Below are 21,860 nucleotides of genomic sequence, written 5' to 3'. Positions count from 1 at the left end.
TTTCCACTATCGCTTATCCTTACATATTCATTACAAAATTGTAATCCATATATGTAATACACCTAAATTTTCCAATCATAAATTCACCCGAACTCACAAATTATAATCTTTGAATTGATATTCCAAAGGGGGCTTCATTCAATGACTGTAATTACAAAACTAAAGCAAACTGTTTCTGGATTAAAAAGTGCACAAGCTAGCTTAGAGGGATTCGCTCTTGATACGGATAACCAACAAGCAAAGCAACTTTTCCAAACAGCTGCGCAGCAAACACAAACGATTATCGATTCTTTAAACCCACGTGTTGAAGAAGTCCAACAAGAAGAACCACAATACTCACAGCAATAACGAATTCGTCATGCTGTGAAATAGAAAAAGGATGATATGCAGTCATCCTTTTTCTATCACATTACATATTGCAATAGAAATGGAATGATAATCATGCGAAAACTCGGCCTCATAACCGCATTATTTGCCCTTCTATTTAGCTCTTTTACCGGATGTGATCACAGCCCATTAGATAAAAAGGTAAAGAAAGAAGAAGCAAAGCGAACAGAGAAAGAAAAAGGACCTAAATTAACAAAGATGAGTACAGAATCCTTTAATCAATCTATATCGCAAGAAGCAAAGAAAAAAGCTATCGCTATGGATGAAATTATAAAAAGCGCTGCAGTGAATTCAAATTTAGATCTCTACATAGCAGTTAAGCCTGAACATCATGAACGATTTGGATTAAAACCTTTACGCAAGAAACTTCAAAAGCAATTAAGTGATGAATATCCCACTTTCGATGTTCGTGTTAGTACAGATAAAAAAATCTTTATGTTACTTGAAAAGCTTGAAAACAGAATCAAGAAAAAAGAAATATCTAAAGATGAAATCAAAAAACAGTTAAAATTTATCGGATCAGAAATGGAATCTAACACTTAACGCTTTCGAATAGAAAAGGAAGGATCGCAATGTCTAGTAAAGATAAAAACTTAACCCCTGTACAACAGGAATATAAAAAATTCGAACAAGAACGTGAACCGAAGCGTCCTGTCTTGAAAAACTGCATTAAAGCCTTTTTCGTCGGTGGTTTTATTTGCCTCATCGGACAACTCATTTCTACGTTTTATATCACATATTTTGATTTCACTGAACGCTCAGCGGGAAATCCAACAGTCGCAACTCTTATTTTCATCTCGATGTTACTAACTGGGTTCGGTGTATATGATCGTCTCGGTCAGTTTGCAGGTGCTGGGACAGCTGTACCTGTCACTGGATTTGGTAACTCTGTTATCGCCGCATGTATCGAACACCGGACGGAAGGGTTTGTCCTTGGCGTTGGCGGTAACATGTTCAAATTAGCTGGTTCTGTTATTTTATTTGGTGTATTTTCGGCTTTCGTCATCGCACTTATTAAAACGATTCTCGTTCAATGGGGAGGGCTATAAATGTTACAAGGACACCGGACGTGGGTATTTGAAAACAAACCAGTTATTATTTCGACAGGAGTCGTTGGCGGGCCATTTGAAGCAAAAGGAAAAATTCCAGAAGACTTCGATATCCTTCATGAAGATTTATGGCTCGGACAGGATTCCTATGAAAAAGCACATAAAATTTTATTTGAAGAAGCTTGTAGCCGCGCTACTGAAAAAGCTAAGCTTCGTAAAGACGATATTCAATTCGTACTCGCAGGAGATTTAATTAATCAAATTACCCCTACAAGTTTTGCTTGCCGTACACTAGGCACTCCTTATCTCGGATTATTCGGTGCTTGTTCTACTTCTATGGAAGGTTTAGCACTTGGGGCAAGTATCGTAAATGCAAAAGGTGCTAAATATTTATTAACCGGGGCATCAAGTCATAACACTGCTGTAGAAAAACAATTCCGCTATCCTACCGAATATGGTGGACAAAAGCCACCTACTGCACAGTGGACAGTAACCGGAGCCGGAGCTGCTATTTTAAGCGATACTGGGCACGGTCCCCAGGTAACATCCGCCACAATCGGAAAAGTGGTCGATATGGGATTAACAGATCCGTTTAATATGGGAGGCGCAATGGCTCCAGCTGCCGTCGATACAATTGAAGCTCATTTACGTGAACGTCAAATTGATGCCTCTTACTACGATTTAATCGTAACAGGCGATCTCGGACATGTAGGACGCGAAATTGCTTATGACTTACTACATAAACACGGAACGAAAGTAACGAGCGAACAGTTTCAAGATTGCGGGCTACTCATTTATAGAGAGGGACAACCTGTCATAGCTGGTGCTAGTGGACCAGGATGTTCCGCAACAGTCGTTTACGGTCATTTATTAAACCGAATGAAAAGAGGAGAGTTCAAAAAAATACTTGTCGTTGCGACAGGCGCTTTACTATCTCCACTTACATTCCAACAAGAAGAAACGATTCCGTGTATCGCTCACGCCGTTTCGATTGAATTTGGAGGTGCAACGCAATGATTTTTTTCTGGGCTTTCGTCATTGGTGGACTCATATGTGTAATTGGTCAACTTATGTTTGATGTCGGCAAACTAACCCCTGCTCATACAATGGCAACACTTGTTGTTGTCGGCGCTATACTAGACGGCTTTAACCTGTATGAACCATTAATTGACTTTGCAGGTGCCGGTGCAACTGTACCTATTACAAGCTTTGGTAATGCCCTCGTTCACGGCGCAATGGAAGAAGCTGCAAAACACGGCATCGTTGGCGTTATTACTGGAATGTTTAAAGTAACGAGCGCTGGTATATCAGCAGCTATTATTTTCGGATTCATTGGAGCTCTGCTATTCAAACCGAAAGGATAAGAGGTGTTTGTATGACAGTTATTGCTAGCGTAAAAACCTGTCTTGCTAGTGTAAGGGGCGCTCAAGCAAGTTTAAGCTCCCTTTCACTACATTCACAGGATGAGGAATCAAAACGTGTATTTCATGAATGCATGTTAGAAATGGACAGTATCATCGCTGATTTACAGAATAGAGTTTCAGTATTAGAACGTGAAGAACCTCAATATAAAGGGTTTTAAGTAGACTGGAGGAAATGACTATGTCTCACCTACCGGAATGGACACTTGTCATTCTTCGCTCTGTATTCATATTAATTATTTTATTCGCTATTACAAAATGGTTAGGGAAAAGACAAATCTCTCAGCTTTCCTTTTTTGAATACATAGCCGGGATGACAATCGGTGACATCGCTGCCCAAGTATCTACAGGGCTCGATTCAAAATTTTTTCACGGCGTCTTTGCGATACTCATTTTCGCTGTGGTACCTTTTTTAACAGGAATCCTCTCTTTAAAGAACAAAGCAGCTCGGGACTTCTTTGAAGGGAAATCTACCGTATTAATAAAAGATGGAAAGATACTCGAAGACAACTTAAAGAAAGAAAAATATACAAGTGACGAATTACTGGAACTTCTTCGTGGAAAAGATGCCTTCAGCGTAGCTGATGTTGAATTTGCTGTACTAGAACCGAGTGGAGAATTAAATGTATTATTAAAGAAGGATCGCCAACCTCTTACAGCAAAAGACATCGGCTTAAAAGTAGCAAACGAAAAAGAACCACAAACTGTTATTATGGATGGAAATATATTAGACGAACCTTTATCCTCTAGTGGGCATAACCGTGCTTGGTTACATTCTGAATTAGAAAAACTCGGTGTTGTCATCGAAAATGTCTTTCTCGGTCAAGTTGATTCATATGGACAGCTTACTATCGACATTTATAATGACAAACTACAAATGCCGTCTCCTCAAAACAAACCTTTATTATTAGCATCTTTAAAAAAATGTCATGCTGATCTTGAACTATTTTCCCTAGAAACAAAGTCGAAATCAGCGAGCGAAATGTATAGTAAAAACGCGAAACAAATCGAAAAGATTTTAAATAAAGTAACCTATCTTTTAAAAGAATAAATATCGGAAGAACGCTTCAGTAAAAAGGCGTTCTTTTCTTTTTTTCTACAGTTTTTATAACGTTTAAATTTATGTAATTCGGTTATGATGTTGAAGATACATAAGCAGGGAATTTCAAAAACATAGCGAATATTTCATGGTACAACTACATATTTTTTTGATTTAAAGTTGTTTCGTTTGACCTTTATTGACCATAATTGTATTATAAGACTAAGAAAGCTTTAGAAGGAGGAAATAACAGATGAATTTAATTCCTACAGTAATTGAACAAACAAATCGTGGAGAACGCGCTTACGATATTTATTCTCGCCTATTAAAAGACCGCATCATTATGCTTGGTAGCGCAATTGATGACAACGTAGCTAACTCAATCGTTTCCCAGCTTTTATTCTTGGAATCTCAAGATCCAGAAAAAGATATTCACATCTATATCAACAGCCCTGGTGGTTCTATCACAGCAGGTATGGCAATTTACGATACAATGCAGTTTATTAAACCACAAGTATCAACAATCTGTATCGGTATGGCTGCATCTATGGGTGCATTCTTACTTGCAGCTGGTGAAAAAGGAAAACGTTATGCACTTCCAAACAGTGAAGTAATGATTCACCAACCACTTGGTGGAGCACAAGGTCAAGCGACTGAAATCGAAATCGCTGCTAAACGTATCCTATTCTTACGTGAAAAACTAAACCAAATTCTTGCTGACCGCACAGGTCAACCACTTGAAGTACTACAACGCGACACAGACCGCGACAACTTCATGACAGCAGAAAAAGCTTTAGAATACGGTTTAATCGATAAGATCTTTACAAATCGTTAATAACTAAAAGCGGAAGCGGATCGTTCAGAATGGGAGGAGGATGGAGCTTCTGACAAAGAGGTGCTTTTTACCTCGTCGGAAGAAGCGAAGCCACCGACCATTCTAGCCGCTAGAGCTGGATACAACTAAAAGCGGAAGCGGATCGCTCAGAATCGTAGGGCGATGGAGCCCCTGATTCCGAGGCGCTTTTTGCCTCGAATGAAGGGGTGAAGCGACCGGAGATTCTAGCCGCTGGAGCTGGATAGATTTAAAGCGGAAGCGCCCTATAATAGGGCGCTTTTTTTATAGTGGGGTTTCTGCAATCACATACCCCACCTAAATATATCAGCGATTTTTCAAATATATCGACCGTAACTCCAATTATATCGGCGATTCGACACAACTTATCGACTTACCGACAATCCTCGACGAGCACACGCCCCCTACATACTTTCCCCCACACCCCAACAAAACAAAAAAGCTATCGCACATGCGCGATAGCTTCTTATTGTACATATGCAGCTAATGCTTCTAAAGCTTCTTCTGCATCTGAACCTTCTGTTGTAATTGTTATCATGCTACCAGTTCCAATTGCTAAGCTCATAATCCCCATTATGCTCTTTGCATTTACTGTCTTTCCATCTTTCTCAATGAAGATATCCGCATGAAAGCGATTTGCCTCTTGTACAAACAACGCAGCCGGACGTGCTTGTAAACCGTTTTTTAATGAAACCTGAACTCTTTTTTGAACCACAGCTCCATTTCCCCTTTACCCTCTTATTTTTTTGCTACCGTTTCCCCCGCGCGTAATTTCTCTGCAATATCATCGATTTTACGCAAACGATGATTAATACCCGATTTACTAATTTTCCCCCCGGATACCATCTCACCTAACTCTTTCAATGTTACATCTTGATAATCTCTTCGTAGTTGCGCAATTTCTCGTAGTTTATCTGGCAATATATCAAGACCAACCGTCTCATCAATGTAGCGGATATTTTCAATCTGCCTTAGCGCTGCACCAATTGTTTTATTTAAATTAGCTGTTTCGCAGTTCACTAAACGATTTACAGAATTACGCATATCACGTACGATTCGAATGTCTTCAAATCTTAAAAGCGCATTATGAGCACCTATAATATTTAAAAACTCTGTAATTTTTTCCGCTTCTTTCAAATACGTAATGTACCCTTTTCTTCTTTCCAACGTCTTACTATTTAAATCAAATCCGTTCATCAATTCACATATAGCATCATTATGTTCCTTATATAACGAAAAGATCTCTAAATGATAAGATGATGTTTCTGGGTTATTTACTGAACCACCTGCTAAAAATGCACCGCGTAAATACGATCGTTTACAACATTTCTTCTCAATTAATTCTTGTGATATATTTCGAATAAATGAAAAGTCATCTCGCACGATATGAAGATCAGCTAATATTTCGCGAGACTTCTCAACGAGTCGTACGATATATACGTTATTTTTCTTCAATCGCATTTTTTTACGAACAAGTAATTCTACCGTCACGTCATATCCTTTTTTCAAAAGCGTATAAATCCTTCTTGCAATTGCCGCATTCTCCGTTTGAATATCGATAGATAGACGACGATTTGAAAAAGAAAGCGATCCGTTCATGCGAAGTAACGCTGATAACTCTGCTTTCTCACAGCATTCCTTCATCTCTAGATTCGTCAACTCTTTCTTTGTTTCTGATGCAAATGACACAGCCAACACCTCCTTATACGATTATTATGGAACAAAAATCTTGTCCTATATGAAATGAGGAGCGTTACCTCAAACGAGGCAACGCACATCTACAACAGTGAATATAAAATAGAAGCTAGTTTTAATGTATCGTGTCTTACAACACGGTCATCATACTTCGCTAATTGATCTTGGATAACATCAATATTATTTTCAGCAAAACGTTCTTCATCTACTACAACTGGTCCTGACATTTCTTCCTCATATAACTGACGTAATTCACAAGGAATATCACGGTTATTTACAATTGCGGTATCGATAAATGGTTTACCTAAATGATCATGTAACGCCTGCACATGGTCAAACGCAGTATATCCCATCGTTTCACCAGCTTGCGTCATAACATTACACACATATACCTTCTTCGCTTTTGCAGCAAGAACAGCATCCCCAATTTTGTTAACAACTAAATTCGGTAATATACTCGTATACAAACTTCCTGGGCCGAAAACAAGTAAATCAGCTCGTTTAATCTCAGTCAACGTTTCATGTAACGGCTCTACATCTTCTGGAGTTAAAAAGACACGGTTAATCTTCTTCCCGTAATAAGGAATCTTTGATTCACCTGTTACAATTTCTCCATCTTCTAGTTCCGCATGCAGTACTGCACTTTGATTCGCTGCCGGTAATACACGTCCTCTAACATTTAACACTTTGCTCGTTTCCGTAATCGCGTGGAAAAAGTCTCCTGTAATCGAGGTCATACCTGCCAACAATAAATTTCCTAACGCATGACCTTTCAGCCCATCTCCCGTTGTGAAACGATGCTGAAATAAAGCTTCTACCAGTGGCTCTACATCCGATAACGCAACAAGTACGTTACGAATGTCACCTGGTGGTGGAATTTCTAGCTCATCACGTAATCTACCTGAACTGCCACCATCATCAGCGATTGTAACAACCGCTGTAATATCAACTGGATATTGTTTTAATCCTCGTAATAATACAGAAAGTCCAGTACCGCCTCCCATGATAACAATTTTAGGTTTTCTCTCTTTTTTCATCCCTTAATGGCCCTTTCTCTTCTCCACATCACGATGAGATACATGAACGCTATACTCTGGTTTCAAATGTTTCCCAAGGTATTCTGTAAGCGTAACAGAACGATGCTGCCCACCTGTACATCCAATTGCAATTACAAGTTGACTCTTACCTTCTCTTTTATAATGAGGCAGCATGAAAGTGATAAGATCCGTCAATTTCTCTAAAAACTTATGCGTCTCATTAAATTTCAGCACATACGATGAAACTTCTTCATCTAGTCCTGTTAATGGCTTCATATGTGGAATGTAGTATGGATTTGGTAAAAAACGAACATCAAACACTAAATCTGCATCAATTGGAATGCCGTACTTAAATCCAAATGACATAACATTTACACGAAATGCTTGCTCAGTTTCAGTTGAAAACAGGTGAACAATCTTTTCACGTAATTCCTTCGGTTTTAAATCCGATGTATCAAGCACAATATTCGCTCGTGCCTTCATATCAGTTAATAAGCTGCGCTCCATCTCGATTCCCTTTAACGGCAAACCAGTTGGCGCAAGTGGATGCGAACGTCTCGTTTCTTTATAACGAGTTACAAGCGTGCTGTCTTTCGCATCTAAGAATAAAATATGAGGAATAATCCATGTACGTTCTGATAAATCATCAAGTGCTCCCCATAAATGTTCGAAAAATTCTCGGCCACGTAAATCAACGCCAAGTGCTACTTTATTCATTTTCCCTTTTGAATCCGCCATAAGCTCAATAAACTTTGGCAATAACATCGGTGGTAAATTATCTACACAGAAATATCCTAAATCTTCAAAACTTTGTAAAGCTACTGTTTTTCCTGCTCCAGACATTCCTGTAATAATTACCATTTTTATATCATTATTCTCTGTCATCGTATCCTCTCCTTGACGGTTTAACTCGGATCTAATCGATATGAAAGCAACTCAAAATCTGGGGTATATACAAATGTACCGTAGATTATGCCATTTCCTTTAATTAAATAATCAATAATGTGATAATCTCCTGGTGCCATTGCTAAATCATCAATTTTATCAAATGTATGCCAACCAATGATGCCTTCTTCGCTCTCTAGTTTGTTTTCTCCTGCAAAATCTGTCGCTAAAAAGGAGAACATCATCCATTCAGAAACAACTTTATCACCTTCTTGGATGACAAAGGTGAAGACCCCCTTTAACGCTGGGTTCTTTAAATAAATACCTGTTTCTTCACGATACTCGCGAACAACGGAATCTCTTACAGTCTCACCACGCTCCATTTTCCCACCTGGTGCAACCCACCAATTACGGCGAGGTTTTTGGAGTAAGAGTACTTCATTATCTCTAATTAACACACAGTTTGTCACTCTTTGCATGTTTCTTCACCTCAGCTACTTGCAGTAAATTTCTCACTGCATACTCATTTCATTATACTATCAAAAACAGTTTGCTACAACGAAGGAGCCAGTCCCCTTTCGCTAAGCACTGCTACTCAACAATTTTAAAAAAGCTTTTTATAACAAGCAATGTAAATGCCTGGACTTTCAATGAATAACATGAAAAATCCCCTTAACGACTTTTATCGCCAAGGGGACTCTAACCCTTACTTCTTACCGAAATAAGTAACAATCGCAAATCCTAAAATAAAGGTAATAATCGAACTTATAATTGAGAATCCACCAGTTGGAATACCGGGGAACACAATCACAATCGAGCCGATAACAAGTCCAATAATTGCCGCAAATGTCATACTTTTATAACGATCTAATAAGAAACTAATTCCTTTACTACTTACAACAAATCCTACCATAACACCAGCACCGATAACTACGATTAAAGGTAAGTTCAGTGTAGTTAAAGCATTAATTGCTGTCGGATACACACCAATAATTAATAAAATAAATGATCCGCTAATTCCAGGAAGTAACATAGCCATACTAGCCATCCACCCTGCAAAAAACAAACCAATTGCATTTAAAATTGTTAACGTTGTAATTGGATCTGCTGTCTTATCTGGTTTAAAGAAAGCTGTGATTGCAACAAGAATTGCTGCAACTATTAATAAAACAATGTGCTTACCTTTAAACGATGACTTTGCATCAGCTTCCCTCATTAACATCGGTAATATACTAATAATTAAACCGAGGAAGAAAAATTGAGTCGGTTCATAATGATTTTCAAGTAAATATTTAATAACGTGACTTAACGTTAAAAACGCTGCTGCCACACCAGCTGCAAGGGGAATTAAAAATCCTAAATGTTTTTTCCATTCACGACTAAAGAACCCACTAATTGCTGCAAGCAATTGTTCATAAATCCCTAACACAACAGCGATTGTACCGCCGCTCACACCAGGAATTAAATCACTAACGCCCATACAAAATCCACGATATACATTACGCCATTCCATGCTGAATAAATTCCTCATTTCTTATAGTGATTTTTCCGTAAAGTCCAGTATATCAATAAGAAAGCTTATAATCCTGATATTTTTTGACAAAACTTTGACATTTTCACACAAAAAAGAAGAAAGCTCCTAGCTGTAGCTTTCTTCTCAAAAGGTATGTTATCCCTTATTTTTCTGATACAGTTTTTAGTTCTTCTAATAATTCTTCAACGTAATGTTGTGCACTTTGTGCTGCGATACTACCGTCACCTGTTGCAGTTACAATTTGGCGTAGCATTTTTTCACGAACATCTCCAGCTGCGAAAATACCAGGAACTTTCGTTTCCATACGCTCATTTGTTTCAAGGTAACCATTTTCGTTTGTAATACCTAGTTCAACAAATGGTTTTGATAATGGTAACATACCGATGTATACGAATACGCCGTCAGTTTTGACTTCTTTCTCTTCTCCACTATTTACGTCTACAAGTGTTACACTTCCTACTTTACCACTTGCTTCGTTAATTTCTTTAATCGTGTGGTTCCAAATGAAATCTACTTTCTCATTTTGGAAAGCACGATCTTGTAAAATTTTCTGTGCACGAAGCGTGTCACGACGGTGAACGATCGTTACTTTTGATGCAAAGCGTGTTAAGAACACACCCTCTTCAACAGCAGAATCTCCGCCGCCAATAACTACAAGTTCTTTTCCTTTAAAGAATGCGCCGTCACATACTGCACAATATGATACACCGCGGCCGCCAAGTTCAGCTTCGCCTGGCACACCAATTTTTTTATATTCTGCACCGCTTGCAACGATAATTGCACGTGCTTTATATTCTTTTTTACCAGCAATAATTGTTTTGTATTCTTTACCATCGATGACTGCTTTCACATCACCGTATGCATATTCAGCACCAAATTTCTTCGCATGCTCGAACATTTTATTTGATAAGTCTGGTCCTAAAATAGACTCATAACCTGGGTAGTTTTCTACATCTTCTGTGTTTGCCATTTGGCCACCTGGAATACCACGCTCAAGCATTAATGTGCTTAAATTCGCACGAGATGTATATACTGCAGCTGTCATACCAGCTGGTCCTGCACCAATAATAATGACATCATAAATTTTTTCTTCTGACACACCATTCACTCCTATTCATTCCTACACAATTAAGTTACCCTCATTATACTGTTAGCATCATTTTTTTCCCAATGATTTGCTTATCTTATGTGTGCGTACGTTTAACAGTCTGCACATACTTTCGAACAGTCGCTACAGATACATTATATACATCTCCAAGTTCCGACTGTGTCATCTTATTTCCTTGTTCGCTGCGTACGATATATTCAACCGCAGCTGACCAGCCGTATACATTTGTAAAAACTGCTCCAGATGTATATAAACGTATGAACGTACAGAACCAAAATTGTAAACACTCTTCGATTAATTCATCATCTTTTTTCGTATAATTGTATAAAGCATCCGCAATTCGCGCGCACTGTTCAAATTGCTGTAAATCAGCTGGAATGCTCTTATGGCTATTAAGTAAAAAGAAATACTTTGCAAGTTGCGATACGATTGGAACGCCATTCTTCGCTTGCGTTACATCAAAGAAGAATCCTACCTTCTCCGGCGTTGATAATTCGTTCATCAAATATAAAGCTAGCATTTGTTCCTCTAGCGTCGCACTTTGCTGAAATGATTTTCGTAATTCTTCAAATAACACATTTTGTCCTTCATCCGCTAAATTTAGCGCATTCCACGGCTCTTTTCCCTTTTTATCAGGGTGTAATTCTACAACATGTTGCCACATTTTTTCCGCTACTTGCTGATCTTCCATCATATATGCAGAATATGCAAACCAATAATAGAAACTAACGTCTCCCTCGTATCCTTGACGTTTTAATACTTTGAACCATTTATATGCATGCTCAAAATGACCAATTGTTGCAAGTGTCGTTCCTAGTTTCAAACGATGCTCAAATGAAATTGGATATACTGCAACTAACTGAGCAGCTAACGCTTCTACTTGTTTATGCTCTCCAATTGAATATAGAAAAATAAGCGTATTACAGAGCGCATGTATATTACCAGGATTTTTCTCTAAAATCATTTCCGTTAACTTTAGTGCCTTATCTACATTGCCAGATTGAAAATGCGCAATGGCTAAATTATTATGCCCCGACCAAAATTCCGGATAATCTTTCGTAACAATTTCTAATGTAGTAATTGCTTCTTCCAATTGTCCGTTACGAATATAACGATTCGCTTCTTCCTGCATAACAATTAAATCATCTTCATCCTCAATCTCTTCTGCACCCATCGCTTCTTCTTCCATAATTTCAAGTAATTCTAATGTATCTTCAACGAATTCCTTCTCTTCCGCAACTTCTAAATAACGCTCCGCATATTTTTTTGCCTGCTGAAATAGCCCCATATATGCATAGTTATTTGCAATGAAATAATAGCATTGTTCAAGTTCAGGGTTAGATCTAACTAACTTTAAGAAGGTTTGATTCGATTCTTGATATTCACCAGCCTCAGATAATACTGTTGCTAATTGGCATAAAATAAACGGCTCCTTCTCACTTTGTGCCGCTCTTCGAAAATATTTAATTGCATCTTGCAATTTTTGTCCTTTGTAGGCCCTCATCCCTTTTTTATAAAAGAAGTCCGCTAATTGATTAAAAGAGATAACTTGTCCGTTCTCCTTATATATTCTTTGATTTTTCCCCATATATCCTCCAGTTTTTTGTTTTCTTCGTTCACACATTCTTCTATCTATAAGTATAAACGATTCCGTAAAAAACAAAACAGTATATTATACTCAATTATTTCCTTTTTATGCATTAAAAAAGAAGAGAAATGTTACATTTTTAGTATCAACCTTCTCTAGCATCCATTTCTTCTTTTGTATAAATAACACGCATTGGATTTCCACCCACGAAAGCGCCACTTGGTACATCTCTATGAACGAGTGTGCCAGCTGAAACGATCGCGCCATCTCCAATTTTCACACCTGGTAATATCGTTGTATTTGCTCCAATCATCACTTCATTTCCTATGACGATCTCTCCAAGTCGATATTCTCGAATTAAATATTCATGTGCTAAAAGCGTTGTATTATATCCAACAATTGAATTTTCTCCCACAGTTATCTTTTCTGGGAACATAATGTCCGGCATTACCATAAGCGCGAACGATGTTTTCCTTCCTACCTTCATCCGTAAAAATGTGCGGTACAGCCAATTCTTGACGGATAAAAATGGTGTATAACGAGCGATCTGGATAATAATAAAATTCTTCATTACCTTCCAAAAAGACACTGTTTTATACACATTCCATAATGAATTCTCTCCCGCAACGGGATAGCGCGTTGTCCGTCGCACTTAGCTCGCTCCTCTACTAAAGTAGGGAAATACGCCCCTACTAACTTACTTGGACCTTTATGAACGGTTCATATTAGACAAAATCGGTAGTAAATCACTCATTTTATCTAACATAAAGTCCGGCTTGTAAGCCTCTAAATACGCTCTACCTTTCAGTGTCCATGAAACCGCAGCTGTTTTCGTACCCGCATTTTGTCCACCAACAATATCATGATGATTATCCCCAACCATCAATGCTTCTTCCGGTTTTGCATCTAATAACTGAAGTGCCTTTTGAAGTGGCTCCGGATGAGGTTTCACATGCTCTACATCATCAATTGTCACGACAACATCAAAAAATTCATCCAGCTTCGAAAACTTTAATCCCATTTCAACAGTTTGTCTCGCTTTCGTTGTAACAATCCCAACTTTATAACCTTGCTTCTTCAACTCTTGAACTGTTTCATATACAGTTTCATATTCTTCTACTAATTCATCATGATAATCATGGTTAAATTGACGATAGCACGTAATCATCTCTTCAACTTTGTTTTCATCAATCTTGCTGAAAGTATCCTGTAAAGACGGACCGATAAATGGCAATACATCTTCACGCTTATATTGATTTGGATAATATGTATGTAACACATGTAAAAAAGAAGAAATAATAAGTTCGTTTGTATTAATTAAAGTTCCATCTAAATCAAATAACACTGTATTTATTCTCATTGCCTTAGTCCTTTCGCTTTCCTGAATATGAAAGAAGCAGCATCTCATAATAAGATGCTACTTTTCTCTAATTTTCCAAATATCTTTTATCAGCTTGCCCCATTTTTCGTCTCACAATAATGAAAATAATAGAAATAACAACAAGTCCAATTGACATTACTTGTGCGATACGAAGTGGTCCTAGCATTAAACTATCTGTACGTAAGCTTTCTACGAAGAAGCGCCCTACTGAATACCAAATTAAATATGTGAAGAATAGTTCCCCGCGGCGTAAGTTCACTTTGCGTAATGCAAGTAATAGAATTACTCCCGCAAAATTCCATAATGATTCATATAAAAACGTCGGGTGGTAGTACACACCATCAATGTACATTTGATTAATAATGAAATCCGGTAAATGAAGACCTTCTAAAAACTGTCTCGTTACTTCATCACCATGTGCCTCTTGGTTCATAAAATTTCCCCATCGGCCAATTGCTTGTCCTAGTAAAATACTTGGCGCAGCAATATCAGCCAACTTCCAGAATGAAACCCCGCGGCGTTTCGCAAAAAGAATCCCTGTAATAACAGCCCCAATTAAACCACCGTGAATCGCCAATCCACCTTGACGAATATTAATAATTTGACTCGGGTTTTGCGCGTAATATTCCCATTCAAAAATAACATAGTACATTCTCGCAAATAGAATAGCGATCGGTACTGCAATTAATACAAGGTCAACAAATGTATCTTTTGGAATACCTAACCTTTCTCCCTCGCGAGTTGCTAGCCAAAGACCTAATAGCACACCTGTACCGATAATAATCCCGTACCAATAAACAGGAAACGGCCCAAGTTGGATAGCTACACGGTCAAGCTGTGGTACAGAACCTAGCAGCATATGTATGACCTCCTCTCCAAAGTTTACTCCTGATTTCCTAACTCAATCGCACTCATTAATCGTTCAGAGAACTGCTGTGCTGCATTGACTCCCATACGTTTTAAACGGAAGTTCATCGCTGCCACTTCAATAATAACAGCCAAGTTTCGACCAGGACGAACTGGAAGTGTAATCTTCGTAAGTTCTGTATCAATAATCTTCATCTTCTCTTCATCAAGACCTAAGCGATCGTAATTTTTCTTTTGATCCCAAATTTCAAGATTAATAACAAGTGTAATACGCTTATAATTTCGCACTGCCCCTGCACCGAATAACGTCATAACGTTAATGATACCTAGACCACGAATTTCTAATAAATGCTCAATTAAATCTGGTGAGCTTCCGACTAACATGTCTTCATCTTCTTGGCGAATCTCTACACTATCATCCGCAACAAGACGGTGACCACGTTTTACAAGCTCAAGAGCTGTCTCACTTTTACCGACACCACTTTGACCTGTAATTAAAACACCAACGCCGTAAATATCTACTAACACACCATGTACAGCTGTTGTAGGTGCTAACTTACCTTCTAAATAATTTGTTAAACGACTTGATAATCTTGTTGTCGTTTGAGCAGAACGTAATAAAGGCATGCCTGATTCACGTGATGCTTGTAATAACTCATCTGGTACATCTTGATTACGAGTTACAATAATACATGGCGTCTCCTCAGTACAAAGCGCTTTCATTCTCTCTTGTTTTTGCTCTGACGTTAATGTGTCAAAGAATGTAAGCTCCGTCTTTCCAAGAAGCTGTACGCGATCAGCTGGATAATATGTAAAAAATCCTGCCATTTCAATTCCAGGTCGTGATAAATCACTTGTATCAATTGGACGATGAATTCCTTCTTCACCACTTATTAACTCCAATTGAAACTGTTCAATTAAATCTTTTGTCCTTACTTTCGGCATATGTATAAACCTCCACTCCGCTGCGGGTTCAGTCTCATTTGATGTAAAATTTCATTCTACCGGATATTGTACCATTTTTTTCTGGAAACAAGAAATACGGTTTCTAATAAATAGAAAAAAACATTTCATACATATCATGAAATGTTTTTCTTTTTGTCATTTTCTCTTTTTTTCATATAGAGGTTCCACAATTGCTTTTTCAATAATCATATTAAAGATTGAAATACAAATTGCCGCAACAATCGCTACACCAAACCCTGATATATTAAATGCATCTCCTAATAATGAATCTGCTATTTTTAACGTAATCGCATTAATTACAATTAAGAAGAAACCGAAAGTTACAACAGTAATCGGTAGCGTAATTAAAATTAAAAACGGTTTTACAAACACATTTAAAACAGCCAAAATAATACTCGCAATAATTGCAGTTTGTATATTTGCTACGTAAAACGCGTCTGGTGCAATCCCTTTTAAAAGTCCCGATACAGCGATTAACACAACGCTATTTACAAGAAGTGATACAATCCATCTCATTTTCTTACACATCCTTTTGACATATATATTTCATCATACGCTAATAGATAAGAAACGCAAGTATCATACAAATACTTATATCAACTTATTCTACTCTTCCTGCTTGTATACCTACCAACATCTCTTTGTGAAATAGGGACCACACCATCTATGTTCATGCGTTTTTACAAAAGTCCAAGTGAACTCTTTGCCTACAATATAGATATCGCCTTTATACATATCATCCGTCTCACACAATATATCATTCAGATGTAATAAACTCGCATCTTTTATTAGCAGTACATCATCACAATGTTGATAGAATATATAGCAATCCTTTTTCACTTCATTATGAAACGCGTTCTCCGCTTCTTCACCCTCTAAACACTTCTTTTTCTCATAACTAAATATGTGCCAAAGATACCCACATCCATACTTATCTTCGTAAAGAAAAATATCTTCTTTTTCCTCATCACTTACATGGTTTGCAAAGTTATCCTCCCAGCGCTTCCGAAAATATACACCCCAACTTTGAAACTCTCTTACTTTCATATTTTTCTTTCTCAAAGCATCTAAAAAATCCATTTTTCCCCCTATGAACTAAAAACCGAGTGGAAATGCCACCCGGTTTTTAGTAATACACTTATTGAGATAACTCTACTTCTTTTATTTTCTCTTTCATTCTTGCTTTATCACGATTTAAAATCTCTTTTAAATACTTACCTGTATACGAGCGTTCTTCTTTCACTACTTGCTCCGGCGTTCCGGACGCAACGATTTGTCCACCTTTGTCCCCACCTTCTGGTCCAAGGTCAACAATATAATCAGCTGTTTTAATTACATCTAAATTATGTTCAATTACAAGTACCGTCTCACCACTCTCAACAAGGCGTTGCAGAACTTCTAGAAGACGCGCAATATCATGTGCATGTAAACCAGTCGTTGGCTCATCTAAAATATATAACGTACGACCTGTAGAACGACGGTGTAATTCAGAAGCTAATTTCACACGCTGTGCTTCACCACCAGATAACGTCGTAGCTGGTTGCCCTAATTTCATATAACCAAGCCCAACATCTACAAGCGTTTGAAGTTTACGTTTAATTTTTGGGATATTAGCGAAGAACTCTACTCCATCTTCAATTGTCATCCCTAACACTTCAGAAATGTTTTTATCTTTATATTTCACTTCTAACGTTTCACGGTTGTAACGTTTACCATGACACACTTCACACGGAACGTATACGTCTGGCAAGAAGTGCATTTCGATTTTAATAATTCCATCACCACGGCACGCTTCACAACGTCCACCTTTTACATTAAAGCTGAAACGTCCTTTTTGATATCCGCGCACTTTTGCTTCATTCGTTTGTGCAAACACATCACGAATATCATCGAATACACCTGTATACGTCGCTGGGTTAGAACGTGGTGTACGACCGATTGGTGATTGATCAATATCGATTACTTTATCTAAATGCTCAAGGCCTTTAATTTCTTTATGAGTACCTGGCTTCGCTTTCGCTTTATATAACTTTTGCGCTAACGATTTATACAGTACTTCATTAATCATCGTACTTTTCCCGGAACCAGATACACCTGTTACCGCAACAAACGTACCAAGCGGGAATGACATCTTCGCATTCTTTAAGTTATTCTCTTTTGCGCCGACAATTTCCACTTTTCTTCCGTCACCTTTACGTCTTTCAAGTGGAACAGGAATAAACTCTTTACCGCTTAAATACTTCCCTGTTAACGAATTCTCATCTTGCATCACTTCAGCTGGTGTACCTGCTGATACGACTTGTCCACCGTGAATACCTGCACCAGGTCCAATATCAAGTAAATAGTCAGCTGCCATCATCGTATCTTCATCATGTTCAACGACAATTAACGTATTACCTAAATCGCGCATTTCTTGCAATGTACGAATAAGACGATCGTTATCACGCTGATGCAAACCGATAGAGGGCTCATCAAGAATGTAAAGTACGCCAGTAAGACGAGAACCAATTTGCGTCGCTAAACGAATACGCTGCGCCTCACCACCTGATAATGTTCCTGCGGCACGACTTAACGTTAAATAATCTAAACCGACGTTTACTAAGAACCCAACGCGCTCCTGGATTTCTCTTAAAATTAAATGAGCGATTTGTTGTTGTTTCTCCGTTAGTTCCACATTTGAGAAGAATTCCTGTACTTCTTGAACAGAATACTTCGTTACGTCAGCAATCGTTTTCCCACCAACGAAAACAGCTAAACTCTCAGGCTTTAAGCGTCCACCTTTACACTTCGGACAAGCTTGCTCTGCCATATACTTTTCCATTTGCTCACGAACATAATCAGAACTCGTTTCACGATAACGACGTTCAATATTTGGAATAACACCTTCAAATAAAATCTCATTTTCCTTTACTTGACCAAATTCATTTACATAGCGGAAATAAACCTTCTCTTCACCGCTTCCGTATAACACTTTATCAAATAAATCTTTCGGTATATCTTTCACAGGCACATCCATATCAACGCCATAATGATTACATACAGATTGTAAAAGTTGCGGGTAATATTGTGAGCTTGTCGGTTCCCAAGGCGCAATCGCATGTTCATTTAATGATAAATCCCAGTTTGGTATAACAAGTTCTAAATCTACCTCTAACTTTGAACCAAGTCCATCACAAGAAGGACATGCTCCGAATGGACTGTTGAACGAAAACATACGCGGCTCTAATTCTCCGATTGAAAAACCACAATGTGGACAAGCATGATGTTCACTAAATAGAAGTTCCTCTTCTCCCATTACATCGATTAACACACGGCCTCTGCCAAGCTTTAATGCACTTTCAAGTGAATCCGCAAGACGGCTTGCGATTCCTTCTTTTACAACAATACGGTCAATGACAACTTCAATAGAATGCTTCTTATTTTTATCTAACGTAATCTCTTCAGATACATCCAGCATCTCACCATCAACACGTACACGAACATATCCTTGCTTTTTAATATCTTCAAGCACTTTCACATGTGCACCTTTACGCCCAGAAACGATAGGGGCTAACACTTGTAATTTCGTACGCTCAGGATATTCAAGAACACGGTCTACCATCTGTTCTACTGTTTGTGATGTAATTTCAATGCCATGATTCGGACAAATCGGCGTACCAATTCGCGCAAATAATAAACGTAAATAATCATAAATCTCCGTTACCGTTCCGACAGTTGAACGTGGATTGCGACTCGTCGTTTTTTGATCAATTGAAATCGCTGGTGACAATCCTTCAATCGTATCTACATCCGGCTTATCCATTTGTCCTAAAAACTGACGCGCATACGCAGATAACGATTCTACGTATCTGCGCTGCCCTTCTGCATAAATCGTATCAAACGCTAATGATGATTTTCCTGAACCGGACAATCCCGTCACAACAACAAGCTGATTTCTCGGAATGGTTACATCAATATTTTTTAAGTTATGTGCTCTAGCACCTTTTACAACAATAAAATCCTTGCTCATGCTCACTCTATTCACCCTTCCGCTTTTAATTCTAATAGTAAATCTCTCAATTCAGCTGCACGCTCGAAATCTAACGCTTTTGCTGCTTCTTTCATCTCTGCTTCCATCTTTGCAATTGTCTTTTCACGCTCTTTTTTCGTCATCTTCTTAGCTGGCGCTGCGTCATACGTTTCTGTTTCTTCAGCTGCTGTCGTTGCACGGATCACATCACGCACGCCTTTTTGAATCGTTTTCGGCGTAATACCATGCTCTTTATTGTAAGCTTCTTGTATAGTGCGACGACGCTGCGTTTCTTCAATCGCAATTCCCATCGATCTCGTTATACGATCTGCGTACATAATAACGCGGCCGTTTTCATTACGTGCTGCACGACCGATTGTTTGGATTAATGAACGCTCTGAACGTAAGAATCCTTCCTTATCAGCATCTAAAATAGCGACAAGTGATACTTCCGGAATATCTAATCCTTCTCGCAGCAAGTTAATACCGACAAGAACATCAAACTTACCGAGGCGAAGATCACGGATAATTTCAATACGTTCTAACGTTTTAATTTCGGAGTGAAGATAGTTCACTTTAATTCCTACATCTTTTAAGTAATCCGTTAAATCCTCTGACATCTTCTTCGTTAAAGTCGTAATTAATACACGTTCATTTTTTGCAATGCGATCTTGAATCTCTCCTAATAAATCGTCAATTTGCCCTTCAATTGGTCGTATATCAATAGGTGGATCTAAAAGCCCTGTTGGACGAATAATTTGTTCTATTACTTCTGGCGACTGCTCTAACTCGTACGGTCCTGGCGTTGCCGAAACGTAAATCACTTGATTCGTTTTCTCTTCAAACTCATCAAATGTGAGCGGTCTATTATCTAAAGCTGATGGCAGACGGAATCCATGATCCACAAGCACTTGCTTACGCGCTTGGTCCCCGTTATACATTGCTCTTACTTGCGGCACTGATACGTGTGACTCATCCATAACGATTAAGAAATCTTTCGGGAAATAGTCTAATAACGTATACGGCGTTGCACCCGCTGGACGAAGTGTTAAATGACGGGAATAGTTTTCAATCCCTGAACAAAAGCCCATCTCGCGCATCATTTCTAAATCATAACGTGTACGTTGCTCTATACGCTGTGCTTCTAACAACTTGCCATTATCATTTAATTCCTTTAAACGTTCTTCTAATTCTTTTTCTATATTTTCAATAGCGACCTTCATTTTTTCTTCACGTGTAACGAAGTGAGATGCTGGGAAGATTGCTACATGATCACGTTCTGCTAATACTTCACCTGTTAACGCATTTACTTCGCGAATACGATCGATTTCATCACCGAAAAACTCAATTCGAATACAATGCTCGTCAAGTGATGCCGGGAAGATTTCAACTACATCTCCGCGCACGCGGAATGTACCACGCTTGAAATCAATATCATTACGTCCATACTGTACATCAACAAGTTCACGAAGCAATTGATTGCGGTCCTTTTCCATACCAACTCGAAGTGAAACAACTAACTCGCGGTATTCTTCTGGAGAACCTAAACCATATATACACGAAACACTCGCCACGATAATTACATCGTCCCGTTCAAATAATGCGGACGTTGCTGAGTGACGCAATTTATCAATTTCATCATTAATCTGTGCATCTTTTTCAATAAACGTATCTGTTTGTGGCACATATGCTTCTGGCTGATAATAATCATAATAACTAACAAAATATTCAACTGCATTATTTGGAAAAAAGTCTTTTAACTCACTATATAACTGTCCTGCTAACGTTTTATTATGAGCCATGACAAGTGTTGGCTTCTGCACTTCTTTAATGACATTTGAAATCGTAAATGTCTTACCCGTTCCTGTCGCTCCAAGCAACACTTGCTTTTTCTTTCCACTATTAATTCCCTCTACAAGCTTCTCTATAGCTACCGGCTGATCGCCTTGTGGGGAATATGCTGAAATAATTTCAAATTGATGTTCCACGTAAGATCCGACCTCCTCATAAAAATCTGTATTATTATTTTACCACGAATGCC

Annotated in this window: 24 protein-coding genes; 8 read left to right on the top strand and 16 right to left on the bottom strand. The window is 38.2% G+C overall.

The window, feature by feature from the left end; all coding sequences use genetic code 11:
* Positions 1-141: 141 nt before the first annotated feature.
* The 8 genes from Q9B79_RS18955 (at position 142) to clpP (ending at position 4,731) form a co-directional block, all read left to right on the top strand.
* The gene (locus Q9B79_RS18955) at positions 142-348 is read left to right on the top strand and encodes a DUF1657 domain-containing protein (protein WP_000216166.1); all 207 of its coding nucleotides are present in this window, start codon (positions 142-144) and stop codon (positions 346-348) included.
* Between the two features lie 93 nt (positions 349-441).
* Positions 442-930, top strand: a complete 489-nt coding sequence (locus Q9B79_RS18950) for a YhcN/YlaJ family sporulation lipoprotein (protein ID WP_306186629.1) — start codon at positions 442-444, stop codon at positions 928-930.
* Between the two features lie 29 nt (positions 931-959).
* On the top strand, positions 960-1,436 hold the full coding sequence (gene spoVAC / locus Q9B79_RS18945; RefSeq protein ID WP_016099831.1) for a stage V sporulation protein AC: 477 nt from the start codon (positions 960-962) through the stop codon (positions 1,434-1,436).
* On the top strand, positions 1,437-2,453 hold the full coding sequence (spoVAD, locus tag Q9B79_RS18940; protein WP_306186626.1) for a stage V sporulation protein AD: 1,017 nt from the start codon (positions 1,437-1,439) through the stop codon (positions 2,451-2,453).
* The gene (gene spoVAE, locus Q9B79_RS18935; RefSeq protein WP_002112813.1) at positions 2,450-2,800 is read left to right on the top strand and encodes a stage V sporulation protein AE; all 351 of its coding nucleotides are present in this window, start codon (positions 2,450-2,452) and stop codon (positions 2,798-2,800) included. The genes spoVAD and spoVAE overlap by 4 nt, the downstream gene beginning before the upstream one ends.
* 11 nt (positions 2,801-2,811) lie before the next feature.
* Positions 2,812-3,018 carry a DUF1657 domain-containing protein gene (locus tag Q9B79_RS18930; protein ID WP_306186622.1) on the top strand — a complete coding sequence of 69 codons (207 nt, stop codon included), beginning with the start codon at positions 2,812-2,814 and terminating at the stop codon, positions 3,016-3,018.
* A 20-nt stretch (positions 3,019-3,038) separates the two neighbouring features.
* Positions 3,039-3,908, top strand: a complete 870-nt coding sequence (locus tag Q9B79_RS18925; protein WP_306186620.1) for a DUF421 domain-containing protein — start codon at positions 3,039-3,041, stop codon at positions 3,906-3,908.
* 241 nt (positions 3,909-4,149) lie between these two features.
* A complete protein-coding gene (gene clpP / locus Q9B79_RS18920; protein ID WP_001049162.1) occupies positions 4,150-4,731 on the top strand; it encodes an ATP-dependent Clp endopeptidase proteolytic subunit ClpP in 582 nt (193 codons plus the stop codon).
* A gap of 484 nt (positions 4,732-5,215) precedes the next feature.
* Here the strand turns inward: clpP and Q9B79_RS18915 are convergent, their stop codons facing one another.
* The 16 genes from Q9B79_RS18915 to uvrB form a co-directional block, all read right to left on the bottom strand.
* Positions 5,216-5,464: an HPr family phosphocarrier protein gene (locus Q9B79_RS18915; protein WP_000250307.1), complete on the bottom strand. Its 249-nt coding sequence runs from the start codon at positions 5,462-5,464 to the stop codon at positions 5,216-5,218.
* A gap of 23 nt (positions 5,465-5,487) precedes the next feature.
* Positions 5,488-6,438 carry a DNA-binding protein WhiA gene (whiA, locus tag Q9B79_RS18910; RefSeq protein ID WP_000006561.1) on the bottom strand — a complete coding sequence of 317 codons (951 nt, stop codon included), beginning with the start codon at positions 6,436-6,438 and terminating at the stop codon, positions 5,488-5,490.
* Between the two features lie 89 nt (positions 6,439-6,527).
* Positions 6,528-7,481: a gluconeogenesis factor YvcK family protein gene (locus Q9B79_RS18905; protein WP_306186614.1), complete on the bottom strand. Its 954-nt coding sequence runs from the start codon at positions 7,479-7,481 to the stop codon at positions 6,528-6,530.
* Positions 7,482-7,484: 3 nt separating this feature from the next.
* Positions 7,485-8,366, bottom strand: coding sequence for an RNase adapter RapZ (gene rapZ, locus Q9B79_RS18900; RefSeq protein ID WP_000138465.1), 882 nt, complete (start codon positions 8,364-8,366; stop codon positions 7,485-7,487).
* 20 nt (positions 8,367-8,386) lie between these two features.
* Positions 8,387-8,845, bottom strand: coding sequence for an NUDIX hydrolase (locus Q9B79_RS18895; protein WP_001190080.1), 459 nt, complete (start codon positions 8,843-8,845; stop codon positions 8,387-8,389).
* A gap of 227 nt (positions 8,846-9,072) precedes the next feature.
* Entirely contained in the window at positions 9,073-9,879 is an 807-nt protein-coding gene (locus tag Q9B79_RS18890) for a DUF368 domain-containing protein (protein WP_306186609.1), read from the bottom strand.
* 163 nt (positions 9,880-10,042) lie between these two features.
* Positions 10,043-10,999, bottom strand: a complete 957-nt coding sequence (gene trxB / locus Q9B79_RS18885) for a thioredoxin-disulfide reductase (RefSeq protein WP_071758446.1) — start codon at positions 10,997-10,999, stop codon at positions 10,043-10,045.
* Positions 11,000-11,084: 85 nt separating this feature from the next.
* A complete protein-coding gene (locus Q9B79_RS18880; protein WP_306186607.1) occupies positions 11,085-12,596 on the bottom strand; it encodes a tetratricopeptide repeat protein in 1,512 nt (503 codons plus the stop codon).
* 145 nt (positions 12,597-12,741) lie between these two features.
* The gene (locus Q9B79_RS18875) at positions 12,742-13,248 is read right to left on the bottom strand and encodes an acyltransferase (RefSeq protein ID WP_306186605.1); all 507 of its coding nucleotides are present in this window, start codon (positions 13,246-13,248) and stop codon (positions 12,742-12,744) included.
* Positions 13,249-13,305: 57 nt separating this feature from the next.
* Positions 13,306-13,956, bottom strand: a complete 651-nt coding sequence (gene ppaX, locus Q9B79_RS18870) for a pyrophosphatase PpaX (RefSeq protein WP_306186603.1) — start codon at positions 13,954-13,956, stop codon at positions 13,306-13,308.
* Between the two features lie 67 nt (positions 13,957-14,023).
* The gene (gene lgt / locus Q9B79_RS18865; protein WP_306186602.1) at positions 14,024-14,836 is read right to left on the bottom strand and encodes a prolipoprotein diacylglyceryl transferase; all 813 of its coding nucleotides are present in this window, start codon (positions 14,834-14,836) and stop codon (positions 14,024-14,026) included.
* A 23-nt stretch (positions 14,837-14,859) separates the two neighbouring features.
* The gene (gene hprK, locus Q9B79_RS18860) at positions 14,860-15,789 is read right to left on the bottom strand and encodes an HPr(Ser) kinase/phosphatase (RefSeq protein ID WP_001975188.1); all 930 of its coding nucleotides are present in this window, start codon (positions 15,787-15,789) and stop codon (positions 14,860-14,862) included.
* A 156-nt stretch (positions 15,790-15,945) separates the two neighbouring features.
* A complete protein-coding gene (locus tag Q9B79_RS18855; protein WP_001267308.1) occupies positions 15,946-16,326 on the bottom strand; it encodes a phage holin family protein in 381 nt (126 codons plus the stop codon).
* 111 nt (positions 16,327-16,437) lie between these two features.
* Positions 16,438-16,890, bottom strand: a complete 453-nt coding sequence (locus Q9B79_RS18850; protein WP_306186597.1) for a DUF4275 family protein — start codon at positions 16,888-16,890, stop codon at positions 16,438-16,440.
* A 58-nt stretch (positions 16,891-16,948) separates the two neighbouring features.
* Positions 16,949-19,819: an excinuclease ABC subunit UvrA gene (uvrA, locus tag Q9B79_RS18845; RefSeq protein ID WP_306186927.1), complete on the bottom strand. Its 2,871-nt coding sequence runs from the start codon at positions 19,817-19,819 to the stop codon at positions 16,949-16,951.
* An 11-nt stretch (positions 19,820-19,830) separates the two neighbouring features.
* Positions 19,831-21,807: an excinuclease ABC subunit B gene (gene uvrB, locus Q9B79_RS18840; RefSeq protein WP_306186595.1), complete on the bottom strand. Its 1,977-nt coding sequence runs from the start codon at positions 21,805-21,807 to the stop codon at positions 19,831-19,833.
* Positions 21,808-21,860: the final 53 nt, after the last annotated feature.

The organism is Bacillus sp. MHSD_36, from assembly GCF_030757775.1.
Taxonomy (GTDB): domain Bacteria; phylum Bacillota; class Bacilli; order Bacillales; family Bacillaceae_G; genus Bacillus_A.
The sequence above is the reverse complement of the archived record's forward strand: the minus strand, read 5'-3'. Positions and strand labels throughout refer to the sequence as shown.